Source organism: Nocardioides pocheonensis (assembly GCF_003725535.1).
In the GTDB taxonomy this organism is placed as follows: domain Bacteria; phylum Actinomycetota; class Actinomycetes; order Propionibacteriales; family Nocardioidaceae; genus Marmoricola; species Marmoricola pocheonensis.
The window spans coordinates 41989-61426 of record NZ_RJSF01000007.1 but is presented as its reverse complement, the minus strand read 5'-3'; the positions used below and the strand labels follow the sequence as shown (position 1 = coordinate 61426).

General features: G+C 72.6%; 16 protein-coding genes. 8 read left to right on the top strand and 8 right to left on the bottom strand.

What is annotated here, in order from left to right; translation table 11 throughout:
- The first annotated feature begins 27 nt into the window (after window positions 1–27).
- Both araA and EFL26_RS03460 read left to right on the top strand, forming a co-directional pair.
- Window positions 28–1542, top strand: a complete 1515-nt coding sequence (gene araA / locus EFL26_RS03465) for an L-arabinose isomerase (RefSeq protein ID WP_123221500.1) — start codon at window positions 28–30, stop codon at window positions 1540–1542.
- Between the two features lie 14 nt (window positions 1543–1556).
- Entirely contained in the window at window positions 1557–2549 is a 993-nt protein-coding gene (locus tag EFL26_RS03460; RefSeq protein ID WP_123221499.1) for an aldo/keto reductase, read from the top strand.
- Window positions 2550–2570: 21 nt separating this feature from the next.
- On the opposite strand, the gene EFL26_RS03455 is transcribed toward EFL26_RS03460, so the two are convergent.
- On the bottom strand, window positions 2571–3431 hold the full coding sequence (locus tag EFL26_RS03455) for an aldo/keto reductase (protein ID WP_123221498.1): 861 nt from the start codon (window positions 3429–3431) through the stop codon (window positions 2571–2573).
- A 136-nt stretch (window positions 3432–3567) separates the two neighbouring features.
- Between EFL26_RS03455 and EFL26_RS23830 the strand changes: the two genes are divergently transcribed.
- A complete protein-coding gene (locus EFL26_RS23830) occupies window positions 3568–3816 on the top strand; it encodes a hypothetical protein (RefSeq protein ID WP_148046617.1) in 249 nt (82 codons plus the stop codon).
- Between the two features lie 99 nt (window positions 3817–3915).
- Entirely contained in the window at window positions 3916–4707 is a 792-nt protein-coding gene (locus tag EFL26_RS03445; RefSeq protein WP_123221496.1) for an alpha/beta fold hydrolase, read from the top strand.
- Window positions 4708–4890: 183 nt separating this feature from the next.
- Here the strand turns inward: EFL26_RS03445 and EFL26_RS03440 are convergent, their stop codons facing one another.
- The 3 genes from EFL26_RS03440 to EFL26_RS03430 all read right to left on the bottom strand — a co-directional run bounded on the left by EFL26_RS03440 (window position 4891) and on the right by EFL26_RS03430 (window position 6479).
- Entirely contained in the window at window positions 4891–5496 is a 606-nt protein-coding gene (locus EFL26_RS03440) for a dihydrofolate reductase family protein (protein WP_123221495.1), read from the bottom strand.
- Window positions 5497–5581: 85 nt separating this feature from the next.
- Window positions 5582–6118 (bottom strand): hypothetical protein, encoded by a 537-nt coding sequence (locus EFL26_RS03435; protein WP_123221494.1) that lies wholly within the window; start codon window positions 6116–6118, stop codon window positions 5582–5584.
- Window position 6119: 1 nt separating this feature from the next.
- The gene (locus EFL26_RS03430; protein ID WP_183408007.1) at window positions 6120–6479 is read right to left on the bottom strand and encodes a PadR family transcriptional regulator; all 360 of its coding nucleotides are present in this window, start codon (window positions 6477–6479) and stop codon (window positions 6120–6122) included.
- A 274-nt stretch (window positions 6480–6753) separates the two neighbouring features.
- On the opposite strand from EFL26_RS03430, the gene EFL26_RS03425 reads away from it, so the two are divergent.
- Complete coding sequence (locus EFL26_RS03425) at window positions 6754–8700, top strand: serine hydrolase domain-containing protein (RefSeq protein WP_281273674.1); 1947 nt, start codon at window positions 6754–6756, stop codon at window positions 8698–8700.
- Between the two features lie 19 nt (window positions 8701–8719).
- Here EFL26_RS03425 and EFL26_RS03420 read toward each other — a convergent pair whose 3' ends face one another.
- From EFL26_RS03420 to EFL26_RS03405, 4 genes are all read right to left on the bottom strand, one after another.
- Window positions 8720–10180, bottom strand: a complete 1461-nt coding sequence (locus EFL26_RS03420; RefSeq protein WP_123221492.1) for an aldehyde dehydrogenase family protein — start codon at window positions 10178–10180, stop codon at window positions 8720–8722.
- A gap of 3 nt (window positions 10181–10183) precedes the next feature.
- Entirely contained in the window at window positions 10184–11305 is a 1122-nt protein-coding gene (locus EFL26_RS03415; protein ID WP_123221491.1) for a 5-methyltetrahydropteroyltriglutamate--homocysteine S-methyltransferase, read from the bottom strand.
- 75 nt (window positions 11306–11380) lie between these two features.
- Window positions 11381–12133, bottom strand: a complete 753-nt coding sequence (locus tag EFL26_RS03410) for a PaaX family transcriptional regulator C-terminal domain-containing protein (RefSeq protein WP_221176829.1) — start codon at window positions 12131–12133, stop codon at window positions 11381–11383.
- Window positions 12134–12167: 34 nt separating this feature from the next.
- Window positions 12168–13382, bottom strand: a complete 1215-nt coding sequence (locus EFL26_RS03405; RefSeq protein WP_123221490.1) for a cation:proton antiporter domain-containing protein — start codon at window positions 13380–13382, stop codon at window positions 12168–12170.
- Window positions 13383–13456: 74 nt separating this feature from the next.
- Between EFL26_RS03405 and EFL26_RS03400 the strand changes: the two genes are divergently transcribed.
- The 3 genes from EFL26_RS03400 (at window position 13457) to EFL26_RS03390 (ending at window position 19434) form a co-directional block, all read left to right on the top strand.
- Window positions 13457–14149 carry a hypothetical protein gene (locus tag EFL26_RS03400; RefSeq protein ID WP_123221489.1) on the top strand — a complete coding sequence of 231 codons (693 nt, stop codon included), beginning with the start codon at window positions 13457–13459 and terminating at the stop codon, window positions 14147–14149.
- A complete protein-coding gene (locus tag EFL26_RS03395) occupies window positions 14146–15735 on the top strand; it encodes a DNA polymerase Y family protein (protein WP_123221488.1) in 1590 nt (529 codons plus the stop codon). The genes EFL26_RS03400 and EFL26_RS03395 overlap by 4 nt, the downstream gene beginning before the upstream one ends.
- A 192-nt stretch (window positions 15736–15927) precedes the next feature.
- Window positions 15928–19434: an error-prone DNA polymerase gene (locus tag EFL26_RS03390; protein WP_123221487.1), complete on the top strand. Its 3507-nt coding sequence runs from the start codon at window positions 15928–15930 to the stop codon at window positions 19432–19434.
- Window positions 19435–19438: the final 4 nt, after the last annotated feature.

Sequence of the window (19438 nt, the reverse complement as noted above, 5' to 3'; positions counted from 1 at the left end):
CATCCGCCCTGAGCCACGGAGGACCCGATGACCACCACCGCACCGACACCCGAGGTCTGGTTCCTCACCGGCAGCCAGGGGCTCTACGGCCCCGAGACACTCGACCAGGTCGCCGACCAGTCCCGGGCGATCGCGGAGCGGCTCGAGGGCTCGGGCGAGCTGCCGGTCTCGGTCGTCTGGAAGCCGGTGCTCACCGACGCGGCCGCGATCCACCGTCAGATGCTCGAGGCGAACAGCGCGCCCGCGTGTGTCGGCGTGATTGCGTGGATGCACACCTTCTCCCCGGCCAAGATGTGGATCACCGGGCTCGACGCGCTGCAGAAGCCGTTGCTGCACCTGCACACGCAGGCCGGGATGGCGCTGCCGTGGTCCACGATCGACATGGACTTCATGAACCTCAACCAGGCCGCCCACGGCGACCGGGAGTTCGGCTACATCCAGTCGCGGCTGGGCGTCGCGCGCAAGACCGTGGCGGGCCACGTCGAGTCGCCCGTCGTACGCCGCCGGATCGCTGCCTGGGCGCGCGCCGCCCTCGGCCGCGACGAGCTGCGCGGGCTCAAGCTGGTGCGGTTCGGCGACAACATGCGCGACGTCGCGGTCACCGAGGGCGACAAGGTCGACGCGCAGCTGCGCTTCGGGGTCTCGGTGAACACCTACGGCGTGAACGACCTGGTCGCGGTCGTCGACGCGGTCGACGACGACGCGATCGACAAGCTCGTCGTCGAGTACGCCGACCTCTACCGGGTCGCACCCGAGCTCCTGCCCGGCGGCGACCGGCACGAGTCGCTGCGCTACGGCGCGCGCATCGAGCTCGGGCTGCGGACCTTCCTCACCGACGGCGGGTTCGGCGCGTTCACCACCAACTTCGAGGACCTCGGCGGCCTGCGCCAGCTGCCCGGCCTGGCCGTGCAGCGGCTGATGGCCGACGGCTACGGGTTCGGTGGCGAGGGCGACTGGAAGACGTCGGTGCTGCTGCGCGCGATGAAGGTGATGGGTGCCGGCCTGCCCGGCGGCACCTCGTTCATGGAGGACTACACGTACCACCTGGTGCCCGGGCAGGAGAAGATCCTCGGCGCGCACATGCTCGAGGTCTGCCCGTCGATCACGTCCCAGCGCCCGTCGCTGGAGATCCACCCGCTCGCGATCGGCGGCCGCGAGGACCCGGTGCGGCTGCGGTTCACAGCCGACTCGGGGCAGGGCCTGGTGGCCGGGCTCTCCGACCTCGGAGACCGCTTCCGGCTCACCGTCAACGACATCGACGTGGTGCAGCCGGACGAGGAGCTGCCCAACCTCCCCGTCGCGTGTGCGGTCTGGGAGCCGCGTCCGTCGCTGGCGACGTCGGCCGAGGCCTGGCTGATGGCCGGCGCCCCGCACCACACGGTGCTCTCGACCGCGGTCAAGCTCGAGGTGGTCGAGGACTTCGCCGAGATGGTGGCCACGGAAATGGTCGTGATCGACGACGACACCACCCCGCGGAGCTTCCAGCGCGAGCTGCGCTGGAACGCCGCCTACCACCGGCTCGCCGAGGGGCTGGGTCGCTGATGCAGACTGGCGGCATGGAACAGCGACCCCTGGGACGGACCGGACGCACCGCCTCGACGATCGGGCTGGGCACGTGGCAGCTCGGCGCCGACTGGGGCGAGGTGACCGAGGACGCCGCGCGCGACGTGCTCGAGACCTCGCTCGCGGAGGGCGTGACGTTCTACGACACCGCCGACGTGTACGGCGACGGCCGCAGCGAGCAGATCCTCGGCCGCTTCCTCGCCGACCACGCCGACGAGGGCCTCTTCGTGGCCACGAAGATGGGCCGGCGCGCAGAGCAGGTGCCGGAGAACTACGTGGCCGACAACTTCCGCGCCTGGACGGATCGGTCGCGCGCGAACCTCGGCGTCGACCGGCTCGCCCTGGTGCAGCTGCACTGCCCGCCGTCGGCGGTGATCTCCTCCGACGCCACCTTCGACGCGCTCGACGACCTCGTCGACGACGGTGCCATCGCGGCGTACGGCGTGAGCGTGGAGACGGTCGACCAGGCGATGGACGCACTGACCCGTCCCTACCTGGCCTCGATCCAGATCATCCTCAACGCCTTCCGGCTCAAGCCGCTGGACCGCGTGCTCCCGGCCGCCGCCGCGGCGGGCGTCGCGATCATCGCGCGGGTGCCACTCGCCTCCGGCCTGCTGTCGGGGCGGTACGACACCACGACGACGTTCGCCCCCGACGACCACCGCAGCTACAACCGCGACGGCAGTGCCTTCGACGTCGGCGAGACCTTCTCCGGCGTGGACTACGAGACCGGGGTGGCCGCGGCCAAGGAGTTCAGCGCGCTGGTAGCCGAGCACGTGCCCGGCGCGACGCCGGCGCAAGCGGCCCTGGCGTGGGTCGTGCAGCAGCCGGGCGTCACCACGGTGATCCCCGGCGCCCGCAACGCCGACCAGGCGCGGGCGAACGCGCAGGCGGCGTCGATCGACCCGCTGGCCCCGGCCTTCCTCGACGGGGTCCGGCGGATCTACGACGAGCACTTCCGCGCGAGCGTGCACCCGCGCTGGTGAGCGCTCGCCCGACCTCCGGGTTCAGGCTGCGGCGGTCAGCGCCGCGAGCTCGTCGGCGTTGAGGTCGATCGCGGCCGCGGCCGTGTTGGACTCGAGGTGCTCGACGCTGGAGGTGCCCGGGATCGGCAGCATCACCGGCGAGCGCTGCAGCAGCCAGGCGAGCGCGAGCTGCGACGGCGTCGCGTCGTGCTCCTCGGCCGCAGCCGCCAGCGGCCCGTCCTCGCGGGAGAGCTCCCCGGTGGCCAGCGGGAACCACGGGATGAACCCGATGCCGTGCTCGGTGCAGTGGTCGAGCAGGGCCTCGGCGCTGCGGTCGGCGAGGTTGTAGAGGTTCTGCACCGAGACGATCCCCGCCGTCTGCTGGGCAGCCTGCAGCTGCTCGACGGACACCTCGGAGAGCCCGATGTGGCGGATCTTGCCCTCGTCCTGGAGCGCCTTCAGCTCACCGACCTGGTCGGCCAGCGGGTACGCCGGATCGATCCGGTGGAGCTGGAAGAGGTCGATCCGCTCGAGCCCGAGGCGACGCAGGCTCATCTCCACCTCCTGGCGCAGGTACGCCGGCTGGCCCAGCGGCGTCCATCGGCCGGGACCCTGTCGGGTCAGGCCCGCCTTGGTCGCGATCACCACCTCGTCGGCGTACGGGTGCAGCGCCTCGCGGAGCAGGTCCTCGGCGACGTACGGGCCGTAGGAGTCGGCGGTGTCGAAGAACGTGATGCCGAGGTCGACCGCCCGACGCAGCACGCGGATCGCCTCGTCGTGGTCGCGCGGCGGGCCCCAGACCCCGTCGCCGGTCAGCTGCATCGTGCCGTAGCCCAGGCGTACGACGGGCAGGTCACCGCCCAGCGTGAAGGTCCCGGATGCGGCGGCGATCTTGTCGGTCACGTGCTCTCCCTGCGTCGGCGTACGGTCTCTCCTGGTCCCAAGTCGGGCGACGTCCGGGATGTTCCCGGCTGCTCCGTCACCGCGCCTGCGGGAACCTGTCGGTGCGCACACCTAGAGTTCGCCGGGTGAATGCGCAATGAGCAAGGAAGCGGCGATGCGGGCGATGCGCGAGGCCCGGTACAACGAGAGGGCGGCTGCGTCGACCACCGGCACGACCGCGGCGAGGTCCGCGACGAGGCCTGCGGTGCGGGCGGAGAAGACCGAGGCGGCTCGTCCCGACGCTCCACCGGCGTCCTCCGACGGGCTGTGCGGCCACCGTTCGATGAACGGCCGCACGTGCACGCGCGAGCAGGGGCACGCTGCCAAGAGTCACCGCTACTCCTAGGCCCGAGGCGTCACCGGTTCGTCACCGCTCGGCCGTTCCGTCCTGGCCTTCCCCGTCCTAGCGTGAGGCAGAGGGGAGACGGCGCGTACGGAGGCAGCCATGAGAGCAGCGTGGGAAGTTCTGACCTCGGGACCAGAGGAAGCAAGTCGATCGGTCCTGCTCCTTCCGGGAGGAGCCAATGCGGCCCGGTCCTACGACCTGGTGATGGCTGAGGGTGCGCTGTCCGGAGCTCGCCTGGTCGCCACCACGATGCCCGGCATGGCAGGCGCGCCGTTGACCGGGGACGTGTCGGTTCCCGGACTGGCCAGAGCCGCCGGGGCGCTGGCGAGGGAGCAGCACTGCGACGTGGTCGTGGGCTTCTCCCATGGCGCCAGCGTTGCTCTGGAGATGCTGCTGAGTGGCGAGTTCCGCGGCCCCGTCGTGCTGCTCGGGATCAGCCTGTCGACCGAGGGAGAAGCCGGGTTCTTCCGTGCGATCGTGCGGATGTCGCAGCGAGTCGGCCGCTGGCCGATGGCGATCCTGCTCACGCTCATGCCGGTGATGGTCAGGTCTGCCCGCATCCCGCAGCCGCACAAACGGGAGCTGATCGAGGACCTGAAGCAGAACCGGACCGCCGACGCCGTCCGGCTGTGTGCGGAGTACCTCGACTACATCGCCGCCGAGCGGAGCTACGCCGAGGAGCTCGCCGCCTCGGGCAGCCCCGTGTGGGTGGTCCACGCCGAGAAGGGCGACGGTGGGCTCACCGACGCCGAACGCGCCACGCTCGAGGCCGCCGCCAACGTCACGCTGGTGACGATCCCGGGCTCCGTGTTCCTGCTGCCGGACGAGGCCCCGGAACCGACGGCGGCGGTGATCGCGGCAGCCCTGGCGAAGGTCAGCCACGGACACTGACGCCGCGGACGCGGAGTCCGGGCGTTCGGGCCGGTCAGCCCAGGTCGGGCTCGGGACTCGGGTCGTCCGCGGGATCGTCTCCGGGCGGGATCGGGTCCTGGTCGGGCTCGATGAGCGGGCCCTCGTTCGGCTCGTCGGGATGAAGGCTCATGGTGAGCAGGTACCCCGTCGACGCCTGTGCAGTCAGCCGACGCGGCGGTAGCGGATGTGCGTGGCGAGCGGCGAGTGCAGGACCTCGACCGGCTCGAAGCCGAAGGACTCGACCCCGTCGAAGATGCGCTCGCCCGAGCCGAGCAGGACCGGCGCGACGTCGAGCGTCAGCTCGTCGATCACCCCGGCGACCAGCGCCTGGCGCACCGTCGACGCGCCGCCCGCGATGTCCACCCCCGCGTCACCGGCAGCCTCACGCGCCGCCGAGTACGCCGCGTCGAACCCGTCGGTGACGAAGTGGAACGTCGTCCCGCCGTCCATCGGGATCGGGTCGTGCGGGTGATGGGTCAGCACGAACACCGGCGCGTGGTACGGCGGCTCCGGTCCCCACCAGCCGGTCCACTCCTCGTCCCAGTCGCCGCGGATCGGGCCGAACATGTTGCGACCCATGACGTACGCGCCCCGCGGGCGCATGAGCCAGTCGCTCGCGCGCTCGTCGGCCGCGGTCGCCCGTGGATCCCCCAGGTGCCAGGCGTGCAGCTGCATGCCGCGCTTCCCGAGCGGGTCCTCACGGGTCTGGTCCGGCCCGGCGACGAAGCCGTCGAGCGACATGGACATGTGGCACGTGGTCTCGGGCACGGCGTACCTCCTGAGTGACGGCGTCGCGCGAGCGTGCTGTCGACGATAGAGCGTCGGCTCGCGTCGCTCCCGCCGGAACGGGCGCTCAGCGTTGCCGGAACGCCGGGATCGCCCGCCAGAGCCGACCGACGAAGATCGTGCCGACGAGCAGCAGCACCCAGGTGGCGATGCCGAAGCTTCCTCCGACGTGGGTCTCGCTGCCGTCGGTGAACGTGTAGGTCACCTGAGTCTGGAAGTACCGGAGCCCGTCGTAGCTGAACGTGCCGGTCGCGTGCGGATCGGCATCCGAGACACCACGTGCGTAGGCGAGGACGATCTCGGTGAGGAAGGACGTGGTGAGCAGCATCGCGGTCATCAGGAACACGCCGGCCGCGAGCCACGAATGACGGGGGCCGTCGCCGAAGCGCGCGGTGAGGTAACCCTCGGCGAGCTCGCGACTGCTCCCCACGTTGCGGATCGCCTGGCTGACCCCGACCTCTCGAGCCGCGTCGGTCAGGTTCGTCCGCACCTCCCTGCGGGTCGAGATGCGACTGGCGCGGGGGAGGTCGTAGAGCTGCTGGTCGAGGCTCCACACCAACCGTTCGATGCGCAGCCGGTCGAGCGGGGACAGGTTCGCGTTCATCTCAACTGCCTTTCGCGGAAGGGGGATCGAGGGGCTGGGCGAGGCGCCGGCCGACGACGTCGACGAGGGCTTTCCATTGCGCGATGCCCTCGGCCAGGGCGGCGTAGCCGGCTGCCGTCGGGCGGTAGTACTTGCGCGCCGGCCCCGAGGTCGATGCCACCAGTCGTGCGGAGATCCTGCCCTCGCGCTCGAGTCGAGCGAGGGCGGGATAGACGGTTCCGTCGAGCACGTCGGTGAGTCCCACGTCGTGCAGCCGCCTGACGACGTCGTACCCGTAGGACTCCTCCTCGGCCAGGAGGTGCAGCAGCAGGACGGACAGCACTCCCTTCAGCAGCTGCGGGTCGTGGGTGTGCTCGGCCATGAATACAGGCTATGCCCACTACCTTGTTAAATCAAGTACCGGATGTCGTCCATGACCGAGCGGTCACGCCGCCCCTGTTCCTCCCGCATCCGGCACGTGCCTCAGGACCAAGTCCTCTGGGGGAAACCTCCGGCGCTGTGGACAGTGGAGGGAGAGGGGGTGGGCCCTCTGCCCTGGGCCGTGCCCCTCGCCCGTCGTTCCTCCGGAGGTGGTGGTGTCCAGGCGGTGGTCGGTGGGTGCCGCGCTCGCCGGCGCTGTGAGCGCCCTCCTGACGATGACGTCGGCAGCGGCGCCTGTGCGCACCGCGCCGCCACGAGAGGACAGCGGCGTCGATGCCGTCATCGCGAGGTACCGGAGCACGATCCCCCACCTCATGGACGAGGCGAACGTGCCCGGGCTGTCGCTGGCGGTGGTCGACGGCGACGGTGTGGTCTGGCAACAGGGCTTCGGCACCACGGAGCGCCACGGCGGTACGCCGGTCACGGCCGACACGATCTTCAGCGTGCAGTCGATGTCGAAGGTGTTCACCGCCACCGCGGTGATGCAGGCCGTCGAGGCCGGTCGTCTCGACCTCGACGTGCCGATCACGACGTACCTCCCGGACTTCACCGTGCACAGCGCCTTCGAGGCGCACCCCGAGCGGCGGATCACGCTGCGGATGCTGCTCGGCTGCACGGCGGGCTTCACCCACGAGGCGCCGGTGGGCAACAACTACGAGCCGGAGGCGCACGCCTTCCGCGCGCACGTGCGCAGCATCTCCGTCACCTGGCTGCGGTTCCCGGTGGGCACCGGCTACGCGTACTCCAACCTCGGGTTCGACCTCGCGGCCAGCATCCTCGAGCAGGTCTCGGACAAGCCGTTCCCCGACGTCGTGCACGACTCCCTGCTGGCGCCGCTCGGCATGGGCCGCAGCACCTTCGACCGAGCCCGCGTGCACGCCGCCGACAACCGGGCGATCGGTCACTCGGGCTCCGTGAGGCCGCCCGTGGACAGCCCGATGATGGGCGCCGGTGGCCTGTGGGCGAGCGCGGCCGACCTCGCCCGGTTCCTGCGCTTCCAGCTGGGCGCCGGCACGGTGGACGGACGCGCGCTGCTCGACCGGACGCTGATGGAGCAGATGCGCACGGTGCCGGCACCGCGTGCCGGTGCGCCGGCCGGATACGCCCTGGGTGTCGCGCGGTCGGTGTGGCGTCAGGGCGGGTACCTCGACCTCTTCTCCCACGGCGGAGGCGGCAACGGGTTCCTGTCGGACATGTACTGGGTCCCCGATCTCCAGCTCGGCGTGGTCGTGCTGACCAACGCCGACGACCACGACCTGCAGAGCACGATCGCCCTGGGGCTGCTCCACGACCTGGTGACGGAGCCGCGCAGCGTCTACCACGATCGCCTCCTCGCGTTGCCGGCGCGCGAGGACGTCCCGGAGCCCGACGGCCGGTTCGTGGCGCCGCCCCTCCTGCCTGCGCTGGTCGACGACCTCGCCGTGCCCTACTCGCGGCAGCAGGCCGAGCGCTGGGCGGCGTACCCGGAGTACTACCGCGCCGGGCGACGCGGCGCGATGGACCCCACCGACCCGCCGTCGCGGTTCTACGTCCAGTACGGCGTGCCGCACTTCGACGCCGGTGAGGACGGGACGATCGTGCGGCACCGGCTGACGGAGGTCCGCCCGGGCCTGTTCATCGCCGACGACGGCGAGACCCTCGACCTGCGCGCGGGATCGCGGCAGTGGCGGGGCCTGCACCTCCACCCGGTCACGAACGGCCCGCTCACCTGGCAATGGGCGTTGCTGGCGGTCGCCGCGACCGCAGCCGCGGGCTGGCTCCTGGTGGCGCCCTTCGTGTGGCGGCGACGGGTCCGCGCCGGCCGGACCACGACAGCCGACCCGCCGATCGAGGGTCGCCTCGGACGCCGTCACGTCGCCACCGTGGCGACCACGGCAGCCGTGGTCGCGCTCGCCGTCGTCGTGGCGATCCGGTTGCTGCCCGCCCTCGTCGAGGTCGGGTTCCTCGGTCAGTTCGGATTCCCGCTCGGCTTCCGCCTGGCCCTCCACCTTCCGCTGCTGGAGCTGGCCCTGGCCGTTGCGCTCGCCGGCCTCCTGACCGTCGGCGCCGTCCGGCACTGGTGGACGCAGCGCGTCCGCGCCCACGACGCAGCTCTTGCCGTCACGCTGGTCGCCCTGGCTGCACAGCTCGCTGCCTGGCACCTCGTCGGCTGGGGCTTCTGACCGGGTCGTACGACGTGGCTCAGAACGGGTAGCTCGCCGGCTCCCCTCGCATCGTGATCCAGCGGGTCTCGGTGAACGCCTCGATGTTCGCGGCCGCGCCGCCGAGCCGGCCCAGCCCGGAGGCGCCGACGCCGCCGAAGGGGACGTTCGCCTCGTCGTTCACGGTCTGGTCGTTGATGTGCACGATGCCGGTCGGGATCTGCTCGGCCAGCGCCAGGCCGCGCATCACGTCGCGGGTGACGATGCCGAGCGAGAGCCCGTAGTCGCTCTCCGACGCGAGCCGCACGGCCTCGTCGACGCCCGACACGCGGGTGACCGGGGCGACCGGGCCGAAGATCTCGGTGGTGAACGCCGGCGAGGTCAGTGGTACGTCGGCGAGCACGGTCGGCCGGTAGAAGAGCCGGTCGTACTCCCCGCCGGCGGCCAGCCGGGCGCCCTGGTCCACGGTCGCAGTGACCAGGCCGTGGATCTTGTCCCGCGACTGCTCGTCGATCACCGGGCCCAGCGCGACCTGCTCCGTGGCCGGGTCGCCGACGGGCAGGTGGCCGGCCTTGGCGGCCAGCTGGTCGACGAAGTCGTCGTAGATGCCGTCCGCGACGAAGTAGCGGCCCGTCGTCATGCAGATCTGGCCCTGGTTGAGGAACGACGCCCAGCCGGTGAGCCCGACTGCCTTCTCGACGTCCGCGTCGTCGAGGATCAGCAGCGCGGAGTTGCCGCCCAGCTCGAGGTGCGCCCGCTTCAGGTGCCGCCCGGCGAGCTCGCCGATCGAGCGGCCCACCGCGGTCGACCCGGTGAACGAGATGACCCTGACGTGCGGGTCGGTCACCATCGCCTCGCCGACGTCCTTGCCACCCGGCAGCATCTGGAGCACGCCGGCGGGCAGCCCGGCCTCCTCGAAGATCCGCGCCATGATCGTGCCGCCGGTCACCGCCGTGCGCGGGTCGGGCTTGAGGATCACCGCGTTGCCGAGTGCGAGCGCGGGAGCCACCGACCGGATGCCCAGGATGATCGGGACGTTGAACGGCGAGATGACCGCGACCACGCCGGCCGGCACCTGGCGCGCCATCGACAGCCGGGGCTGCTCGCTCGGGAGCACCTGCCCGATCGGCTGCCCGGGCAGCGACGCGGCCTGGTAGCACTCCTCGGCCGCCACGTGCATGGCGAAGTCCGCCATCGGCGGGATCGCGCCGACCTCGCGGACGTTCCAGTCGCGGATCTCGTCGGCGTGCTCGGCCCACAGGTCACCGGCCTTGCGGAGCACCGCGGCGCGCACCGTGTGCGGCTGCGCGGCCCACTCCTTCTGTGCCTCGGCGGCCGAGGCAGCGGCCTCCGCGACGTCCTCGGCGTCGGCGTTGCCCATCTTCCCGAGCTCGCTGCCCGTCGCCGGCTCCACCACGGCGTACGTGCCGCCGCGGCCGTCCGTCCACGCGCCGCCCTTGAAGACCTTGCCCTCCCACGCGACGCCCTCCAGTAGTGCCATGACCTACCCCCAGACTTCCTCGGCGGTCTCGACGACCAGCCGTAGCTTGGCTCGCTCCTGCTCTTCGGTCAGCTCGTTGCCCTCGACGGTGGAGGAGAACCCGCACTGCGGCGAGAGGCAGAGCTGCTCGAGCGGGACGTACTTGGACGCCTCGTCGATGCGCCGCTTCAGCGTGTCCTTGTCCTCGAGCTCGCCGGTCTTGGTCGTCACCAGGCCGAGCACGACCTGCTTGCCCTCGGGGACGAACCGCAGCGGCTCGAAACCGCCGGACCGCTCGTCGTCGTACTCGAGGAAGAAGCCGTCCACGTCGAGCTGCGAGAAGAGCACCTCGGCCACGAAGTCGTAGCCACCCTCGGCCGCCCACGACGACCGGAAGTTGCCGCGGCACATGTGCGTGGTGACCCGCATGCCCTCCGGGCGGCCCGCGATGGCGGCGTTGACGTTCGCGACGTACTGCTCGTGCAGGTGCTCGGGGTCCCCGCCCTGGGCCGCGACCATCGCGCGCTGCTCCGGGTCGTTGAGGTAGGCCAGGCTGGTGTCGTCGAGCTGGAGGTAGGTGCAGCCGAGCTCCCCGAGACGGCGGACCTCCTCTGCGTACGCCGCGGTGAGGTCCGCCCAGAACGGCTCGAGGTCGGCGTAGACCGACGCGTCGATCGCCGCCCGGCCGCCGCGGTAGTGGACCATGTTCGGCGAGGGGATGGTCAGCTTCGGCACCTGGTCGCCGGCCGTCACTCCCGACAGGAACTCGAAGGCATCACCGAAGATCGTGTGCCCGAGTCCCACCCGGTCGTGGACGCTCAGTGCCGCGGTCTCGAAGTCGAGGTCACCGGCCTTGTTGTGGAAGTGCACCGCCAGCTTCTGGTCGGTCGGGTCGACGCCCTCGAGCTGGTAGATGAAGTCCATGTGCCACGACGTGCGACGGAACTCGCCGTCGGTCGCGGTGCGGACGCCTGCGTCGCGCTGGAGCGCCACCACGTCGCGGATCGCCGCGTCCTCGGCCTCCCGCAACCCGGCGTCGTCGAGATCTCCGGCCCGGTGACGGGCCCGCGCGTCGAGCAGCGCCGGCGGTCGGAGCAGGCTGCCGACGTGGTCGGCACGGAAGGGCGGGAGCGTACGCGCTGCCATGCGTCGGAGCGTACTCGCGCGGATGTCGTCCCGTGCGGCCCTGTTTCCGCTCAGCAGAAGTCGGACCCGACGCCCCTAGAACCCGCTGCGCCGCCGTTCCTCCAGCTCCTGGCGGAAGGCGTCGTAGGTGCGGCGCAGGGCGCCGCCGGGCCAGTCGGCGGGGAGCAGCTCCTGGGGGAGCAGCGGGTCGTGGGTCAGGTGGCGGACGATGGTCGCCACCGCCGTGAGGCGGTCGTGGGGGGTGGTCGCGCGCTCGGCGTGCACCAGGAGGTCGCGGCCGGTGGCGGCCCATCGGTGCGGGGCGAAGAGCTCGTGGGCGAGGACGTCCGCGCGGTGGTCGGGGCGGGCGCGCATCAGCTCGAGGTCGTCGGCGATCTCCGGGGCCGGCTCCCAGTCCAGGTTGTCGGGCCGCATCCAGAGTCCCTCGCGCAGCTCGGCGAAGTGGGCGCCGACCATCGTCCGGCGCAGGTGCAGGCGGCTGGCCGGGTCCTTGCCGGAGGAGGTGACTGCGGCGACCCGCCACACGCCGTTCCAGTCGCGGGTGGACACCTTCATCGCCTCGTCCTGGCGGCGCTGGCGCTCGACGAGGCGGTCCGACAACGTGTAGACGCCCTGCTCGCGGTACAGGTCGCCGGCCGCGACCATGCGGGTCAGCGCGGCGCGTACGGCGGAGTCGTTGAGGTCGACGTGACGGCCGAACGCGACCAGCTCGCCGACCGTGGCGGACGGCGGGTGCGCGCCGAGCAGCATGCTGAGGATCGCGGAGCGGGCGGTGAGGGGGCGCAGCCGGACGGTGCCCACCGGCCCGCCGTCGGTCGCGGAGCTCACGCCGTCATCATGCCGCATGCCGGTGGCCACGAGCTCAGCCCTCGACGCTCTCGACGTCGAGGGCAGGGGACTCCGGGTCGAGCCGCTGCTGCTCGGCGCTGAGCCGCTGGGCGACGAAGAGGTCGGTGCTGCTGTGCGCCGCCGCCGAGACCAGGACGGTGATGGCCGCCAGGGCGAGCACCTCCTCGGCCGCGTCCATGTCGCTGAACGCGACCATCGCGGCGTACACGACGCTGGCGAAGCCCTTCGGCCCGAACCACGCGACGGACAGCCGCTGACGCGCGGACATCGAGGTGCGCACGAGCACGGCCATCACCGGCACCGGCCTCGTCACGACGATCACGAGGATCGCGAACAGGAGTCCGGCCCACCCCGCGGCGACGAACAGCCCCGGCTTCAGGAGGGTGGCGAAGGCGAGCAGGGCGGCGCCCTTGACCATCTCGCTGGCGAGCTCACCGGTGTGCCGGAACGCCTCCGACGCCTCGTGCTGGACGGTCGAGATCACGGAGCCGGCCACGAAGGCGGCGAGGAACGGGTTGGCGTGGGTCAGCTGGCAGAGCCCGAAGAGGACGACGGCGACGGCGAAGGGGCCGAGCGGTCGCAGTCGGGACGTGGCGCCGACATGACGCAGCCGCAGGAGGAGGGAGATCGTGAGCGGCAGCGCGATGCCCAGCGCCACACCGCCGAGGAGCTCCAGGAGCAGGGGCAGTGGTTCGGTGGACTGCCCGGACGTGCCGCCGGCCAGGCCGATCAGCAGGAGCACGGCGGGCAGGGCGAGCCCGTCGTTGACGCCGCTCTCGATGTTGAGCAGGTGGCGGACCGGGCGGGGTACGTCGTTGCGCCCGACCAGCGAGGACGCGAAGACCGGGTCGGTCGGGGCGAGCACGGCGCCGAGGGCCAGCGCGGCCAGCCAGGGCAGGCCGGCGACCCAGTGCGCCGCGGCCGCGATCAGCACCATGGTCAGGGGCATCCCGACGAACAGCGCCCGGCTGGTGAGCCGCCAGTGCCGGCGGAGGACCGAGAGCGGCGCGTCCTGCCCGTCGACGAAGAGGATCGCGAAGAGCGCCACCTCGGAGATCTCGGCGACGGTGCCGCGGGAGGCGTGGATGATGTCGAGGCCGAGGGGCCCGGCGACCAGGCCGGCGGCGAGGAAGACCGTGGTCGTGGACAGCGGGCTGCGCGAGGCCAGTCCCGAGGTCAGGACGGCCAGGAGCAGGGCCAGCCCGAAGGCCAGGACGTAACCGGTCATATGCGGGCAGGTACCCCGAGGAGTGTCGGGCCGAACCAATTGACGCGATCGAACATGTGTTCGATCATGGACAGATGGGTTCCGGACTCGCGCTGGCAGGTGAGCAGCCGCTCGGTGAGAGCGCCTCGGCCACCGTCGCGCGGCTGCGTGACCGGATCCACGGGATGCAGGACGGCGTGGCTCGCCTCCCGATCGCGACCCACCCTGCGCTGGCCGACCTCGTCCAGCTGCGCACCGGGGGCTGCTACCAGGTCGACAGCGCGAGCCTGGCGCTGGCGCTCCTCGCCGGGCCGTCACAGTCCGGGGCCTGGGCGGCCGTGGTCGGGGCCGACGACTTCGGTGCCGAGGCGGCCGCCGAGATGGGCGTCGACCTCGCCCGCACCGTGCTCGTGCCCGACCCCGGTGAGCTCTGGCTCGAGGTGACCTCGGCGCTCGTCGACGTGGTGACGCTGGTCGTGCTGCGTCCGCCCGAGGTGGTGAGCGCCCGGTCGGCGAGCCGGGTCGCGGCCCGGCTGCGCAAGCGCTCGGCGGCGCTGGTCAGCTGGGGGCCGTGGCCCGGGGCGGAGGCCACGCTGTCGTTGCGGGGGTCGAGCTGGACGGGCGCCGACCACGGCCACGGCCGGCTGCGCAGCCGTCGGGTCCTGGTCGACGTACGTCGTGGGGCGGCGCCGCCCCGTCACGCCGAGCTCTGGCTGCCCGGCCAGGGAGAGCCGATCGTCCGGGCCGAGGAGACCGCACCGCCCGTCCTCGGCGAGGCGCTGGCATGAGTCGCGTGCTCGTTGTCTGGTGTCCCGACTGGCCCGTGGTCGCCGCGCTGGCGGAGGCCGATCCGGGCCGGCTGCCCGCCCTCGCCGCCCTCCCTGCCGTGCAGGTGCCGGCGGCCGTGCTGACCCGTAGTGCCGTGGTCGCCTGCAACCACGCCGCCCGTGCCGAGGGTGTACGCCGCGGCATGCGCCGCCGCGACGCACAGGCGCGCTGCCCCGAGCTGGTGCTGCTGCCCGACAACCCCGACCGCGACGCACGTGCCTTCGAGCCGGTGCTCGCCGCCGTCGAGGCGCTGCGGCCCGGGGTCGCGCCGCTGCGCCCCGGGCTGCTCGCGATCAGGGCGCCCGGCCGCTTCTACGGCGGCGAGGAGCACGCCGCCGCGATCATCGCCGAGCGCCTCGTCGAGACCGGAGTCTGGGACTGCCGCATCGGCATCGCCGACGACCTCTTCTCCGCCGAGCAGGCGGCCCGGCTCGCCGACGTCCAGGGCTGGCGGGTCGTCGACGAGGGCGGCTCCGCGGCGTTCCTCCGTGAGCTGCCGATCGAGGTGCTCGACGACGCCGACCTGGTCGGACTGCTCCAGCGGCTCGGCCTGCGCCACCTCGGCGACCTGGCTGCCCTTCCGGCGCGCGACGTGCTCACCCGCTTCGGTGCGTACGGCGCCAAGGTGCACCGTCTCGTCCGCGGCGTCGACCCGGTCGAGCCCGCCACCCGCACGCCCCCGCCCGACCTGGTCCGCGAGGTCCCCTTCGAGCCAGCGCTCGCCTCGGTCGAGGCGGTCTGCTTCAGCGTGCGGCGGACGGCGGAGGACTTCGTCGCGGCCCTCGGCGACCGGGGGCTGGTCTGCACGGCGGTGCGGGTCGAGGCCGAGGGCGACGACGCCCGCCGGTCGCTGCTCTCCTCGCGCACGTGGGTGCACTCGCGGTGGTTCTCGGTTGCCGACCTCGTCGACCGGGTGCACTGGCAGCTCCAGGCCACGCCCGAGGGTGTCACCGTGGGCGCTCCGGTCGGGCTGGTGCGGTTCGTCCCGGAGACCGTCGAGCCGGCCGCCGCCCACGCCGACGGGCTCTGGGGCGGCGACAACGACGACCGGGTCGACCGCGGGGTCGCCCGGGTGCAGGCGATGCTCGGCTACGACGCCGTGGTGGTGCCGGTGCGCCAGGGCGGCCGCACTCCGGCCGACCGGCAGGCGCTGGTGCCGTGGGGCGAGCGTCCCGCCGGGCTGCGACCACCCGGTCTGCCCTGGCCCGGTCAGGTGCCGGCCCCGGCACCGACGCGGGTCTTCGCCGAGCCCCGTCCGGCCGCCGTCGTCGGCTCCGCCGGGCAGCCGGTCGCCGTCACCGAGCGCGGCGCGGTGACCTGCGAGCCCGCGCGGTTCACCGTGTCCGGGGGCCGGCCGGGCTGGCAGCCGGTCGATGCCTGGGCCGGGCCGTGGCCGGTCGACGAACAGTGGTGGGAGGTTTCGGCAGGCTCGACCACCGAGGGTCGTGGGCTGGTCGCCCGCTTCCAGGTGGTCGGGGCCGACGGGCGGGCGTGGCTGATGCGGTGCGAGGGGGACCGGTGGGTGACGGAGGCGGCGTATGACTAGGCGAGAGGCGTGCGGTCGGGTTGTGGGCAGCACGCAGGACCCCCCGCCGCCGCCGTGGATGGGTCTGGCCTCCGTGCGGCGCGTCCTCCCGGAGGAGCCTGCGACGACGGCAGGACGCGCCAAACGGGTGGTTGGCGGCGGCGGGGGGTCAGGCGGGATGCCCGCAGCCCGACCGCTCCCGGGAGACCGCTGATGGGCTGGAGCAACCCGCCGATCCCCTGGGGCGAGCTGGAGCGACGGCTCTCGGCGCGGCCGAAGGTTGCCGTGCCGCCCGACGAGGGGCCGGTCACGCGCAAGCGGCGGCGCTACGTCCCGAAGGAGGAGGTGCGACCTCCCGACGGGCCGGTCGTGCCGTACGCCGAGCTGCACTCCCACAGCAACTTCAGCTTCCTCGACGGTGCCAGCGGGCCCGACCGGCTGGTGGAGGAGGCGGTCCGGCTGGGGCTGCACGGCCTGGCGCTGACCGATCACGACGGCTTCGCCGGGGCGCCGCTGTTCGCGGAGATCGCGCAGAAGTACAACCTCACCGGGTCGACGCTCAAGACGGTCTACGGCGCCGAGCTCTCCCTGGGGCTGAGCGGTCCGCAGAACGGCGTACCCGACCCGGAGGGGCACCACCTGCTCGTGCTCGCCGACGGGGTCGAGGGCTACCACCGGCTGGCGGCCGCGATCACCGACGCCCAGCTGCGCGGCGACGAGAAGGGTCGGCCGGTCTACGACGTCGAGGAGCTCGCGTGTCAGGGACGGGGGCACTGGATGGTGCTCACCGGGTGCCGCAAGGGCTGGGTCCGGTCGGCCCTCGAGGGCGAGGGTCGCGAGGCGGCGGCCGCCGAGCTCGACCGGCTCACGGCGCTCTTCGGCCACGACCGGGTCGTCGTCGAGCTGGTCGACCACGGCCACGCGCTCGACCACGAGGTCAACGACGCGCTCGCCGGGCTGGCGCGGGTGCACGGACTGCCCGTCGTGGCGACCAACAACGTGCACTACGCGACCCCGCGCGACCACCGGCTCGCGGCCGCCATGGCCGCCGTACGCGCCCGTCGCAGCCTCGCCGAGATGGACGGCTGGCTGCCTGCCTGGGGAGCGGCCAGCCTGCGGTCGGGGGCCGAGATGGCCGAGCGGTTCACTCGCTACCCCGGGGCGGTCGCGCGCACGGTCGAGCTGGCCGACCAGCTCGCCTTCGACCTGCAGAAGGCGACCCCGCGGCTGCCCAAGCTCGGCATCCCCGAGGGGCACACGCCGATGAGCTGGCTGCGGGTGCTCGTCGACGAGGGCTTCGAGACCTACTACCGGGGCCGCCCGCACGAGCGCGAGGCGCGGGAGCGGGTCGACCACGAGCTGCGGATCATCGAGGAGAAGGACTTCGCCGGCTACTTCGCGATCGTCCACGACATCGTCGCGTTCGCCCGCAGCCAGGGGATCCTCTGCCAGGGCAGGGGATCCGCGGCCAGCTCGGCGGTCTGCTACGCGCTCGGGATCACCGCGATCGACGCGGTCGCCTACCACCTGCCCTTCGAGCGGTTCATCTCCGCGCACCGCGACGAGGAGCCCGACATCGACGTGGACTTCGACTCCGACCGGCGCGAGGAGGTGATCCAGTGGGTCTACGAGCGCTACGGACGGCACAACGCCGCCCAGGTCGCCAACGTGATCAGCTACCGGCCGAAGATGGCGGTCCGCGACGCGGCCAAGGCGCTCGGCCACTCGGCCGGCCAGCAGGACGCGTGGTCCAAGCAGATCGACAGCTGGAGCGCGGTGGTGGTGGAGGCCGCCGAGGGCACGCACGCGATCCCGCAGCCGGTGGTCGAGCTGGCCAACCAGCTGATGCGCGCTCCCCGGCACCTCGGCATCCACTCCGGCGGCATGATCCTCACCGAGAGGCCGATCGGCGAGGTCTGCCCGATCGAGCGGGCGCGCATGGACAAGCGCACGATCCTGCAGTGGGACAAGGACGCCTGCGAGTGGATGGGCCTGGTGAAGTTCGACCTGCTCGGCCTGGGCATGCTCGGCGCGCTCAACCACATGATGGAGCTGGCGGCCGAGCACCTGGGGGAGCGCTGGACCCTCCAGTCGCTGCCCAAGGAGGAGCCCGGGGTCTACGACATGCTCTGCCGGGCCGACTCGATCGGGGTCTTCCAGGTGGAGAGCCGCGCGCAGATCGGCACGCTGCCGCGGCTGCGGCCGCGCCGGTTCTACGACCTGGCGATCGAGATCGCACTGATCCGTCCCGGTCCGATCCAGGGCGGCGCCGTCCACCCCTACATCCGGCGCGCGACCGGGCGCGACCCGGTCAGCTACGTCCACCCCGACCTCGAGCCGGTGCTCGGCCGCACCCTCGGCGTACCCCTCTTCCAGGAGCAGCTGATGGAGATGGCGGTCGCGATCGGCGACTGCTCCCGCGACGACGCCGACCTGCTGCGCCGGGCGATGGGGTCCAAGCGCGGGGTCGAGCGGATCGAGTCGATCAAGCAGACCCTGTACGCCGGCATGGAGCGCCGCGGCCTGGTCGGGTCGGAGGCCGACCAGATCTACCAGCAGATCCTGTCCTTCGCGAACTTCGGTTTCGCCGAGAGCCACGCGCTGTCCTTCGCCCTGCTCGTCTACGCCAGCTCGTGGTTCAAGCTGCACTACCCCGCGGCGTTCCTCGCCGGGCTGCTGCGCTCGCAGCCGATGGGCTTCTACTCCCCGCAGTCCCTGGTGCAGGACGCCCGCCGCCACGGCGTCGAGGTGCTGCGGCTGGACATCACGCGGTCGGGTGCGCAGGCGGGGTTGGAACCCTTCTCGATGGTTGAGGTGCGAGGAGCGCCAGCGACGAGCCTCGAAACCATCAGCACCCCAGAGTCGGAGGTTTCGAGGCTCGCTGACGCTCGCACCTCAACCACCCTGGGCATGGACGAGTGCCTCACCCCGCACCACGAGCCGACGCCGTACGACGAGACGGCACCCGACCCGACACCGACCCACCGCCGCGACGGCCGGCTCGCCGTACGCCTCGGCCTGGACAGCGTCCGCGGCATCGGCCTCGACCTCGCGAAGCGGATCGTCGCGGCCCGGGAGGAGCGGCCCTTCGCCGACATGCGCGACCTCTCTCGCCGGGCCGGCCTGGACTCCGGCCACCTCGAGGCGCTCGCCACGGCCGGGGCCTTCGAGCCGTGGGGGCTCGGCCGCCGCGAGGCGCTGTGGAACGCCGGCTTCACCGAGCGCGCCGACCAGCTCGAGGGCGCCGGAGCGGTCGTCGAGGCGCCGCCGCTGCCCGGGCTCGACCCGGTGGGGCACACGCTGGCCGACCTGTGGGCGACCCGGATCTCCCCGGACGGCCACCCGTTCGCGCACCTGCGGCCGATGCTGACCGGCGCCGGCATCCGCTCGGTCGGCGACCTCTTCACCGGCGAGCCCGATCGTCGGGTCCACGTCGCCGGGCTGGTCACCCACCGCCAGCGTCCCGGCACGGCCGGCGGCGTCACGTTCCTCAACCTCGAGGACGAGACCGGCATGCTCAACGTGATCTGCACCCAGGGGGTCTGGCGGCGCTACCGCCAGGCCGCCCGCAACTCCGACGCGATCGTGATCCGCGGCATCGTCGAGCGCCAGGACGGCGTCACCAACCTCCTCGCCGACCGGATCAGCTCCCTGGCCAGCGTCAACCCCGACGCCGAGCGCGCCCTCCAGGGTCGCCACCAGGCCCGCAACTTCCACTAGGGGG

What these genes read in the sequence shown, in the direction of transcription:
- araA (WP_123221500.1), top strand. Translation starts at nt 28, where the DNA reads ATGACCACCACCGCACCGACACCCGAGGTCTGGTTCCTCACCGGCAGC.
- EFL26_RS03460 (WP_123221499.1), top strand. Translation starts at nt 1,557, where the DNA reads ATGGAACAGCGACCCCTGGGACGGACCGGACGCACCGCCTCGACGATC.
- EFL26_RS23830 (WP_148046617.1), top strand. Translation starts at nt 3,568, where the DNA reads ATGAGCAAGGAAGCGGCGATGCGGGCGATGCGCGAGGCCCGGTACAAC.
- EFL26_RS03445 (WP_123221496.1), top strand. Translation starts at nt 3,916, where the DNA reads ATGAGAGCAGCGTGGGAAGTTCTGACCTCGGGACCAGAGGAAGCAAGT.
- EFL26_RS03435 (WP_123221494.1), bottom strand. Translation starts at nt 6,118, where the DNA reads ATGAACGCGAACCTGTCCCCGCTCGACCGGCTGCGCATCGAACGGTTG.
- EFL26_RS03430 (WP_183408007.1), bottom strand. Translation starts at nt 6,479, where the DNA reads ATGGCCGAGCACACCCACGACCCGCAGCTGCTGAAGGGAGTGCTGTCC.
- EFL26_RS03425 (WP_281273674.1), top strand. Translation starts at nt 6,754, where the DNA reads ATGACGTCGGCAGCGGCGCCTGTGCGCACCGCGCCGCCACGAGAGGAC.
- EFL26_RS03420 (WP_123221492.1), bottom strand. Translation starts at nt 10,180, where the DNA reads ATGGCACTACTGGAGGGCGTCGCGTGGGAGGGCAAGGTCTTCAAGGGC.
- EFL26_RS03415 (WP_123221491.1), bottom strand. Translation starts at nt 11,305, where the DNA reads ATGGCAGCGCGTACGCTCCCGCCCTTCCGTGCCGACCACGTCGGCAGC.
- EFL26_RS03405 (WP_123221490.1), bottom strand. Translation starts at nt 13,382, where the DNA reads ATGACCGGTTACGTCCTGGCCTTCGGGCTGGCCCTGCTCCTGGCCGTC.
- EFL26_RS03400 (WP_123221489.1), top strand. Translation starts at nt 13,457, where the DNA reads ATGGGTTCCGGACTCGCGCTGGCAGGTGAGCAGCCGCTCGGTGAGAGC.
- EFL26_RS03395 (WP_123221488.1), top strand. Translation starts at nt 14,146, where the DNA reads ATGAGTCGCGTGCTCGTTGTCTGGTGTCCCGACTGGCCCGTGGTCGCC.
- EFL26_RS03390 (WP_123221487.1), top strand. Translation starts at nt 15,928, where the DNA reads ATGGGCTGGAGCAACCCGCCGATCCCCTGGGGCGAGCTGGAGCGACGG.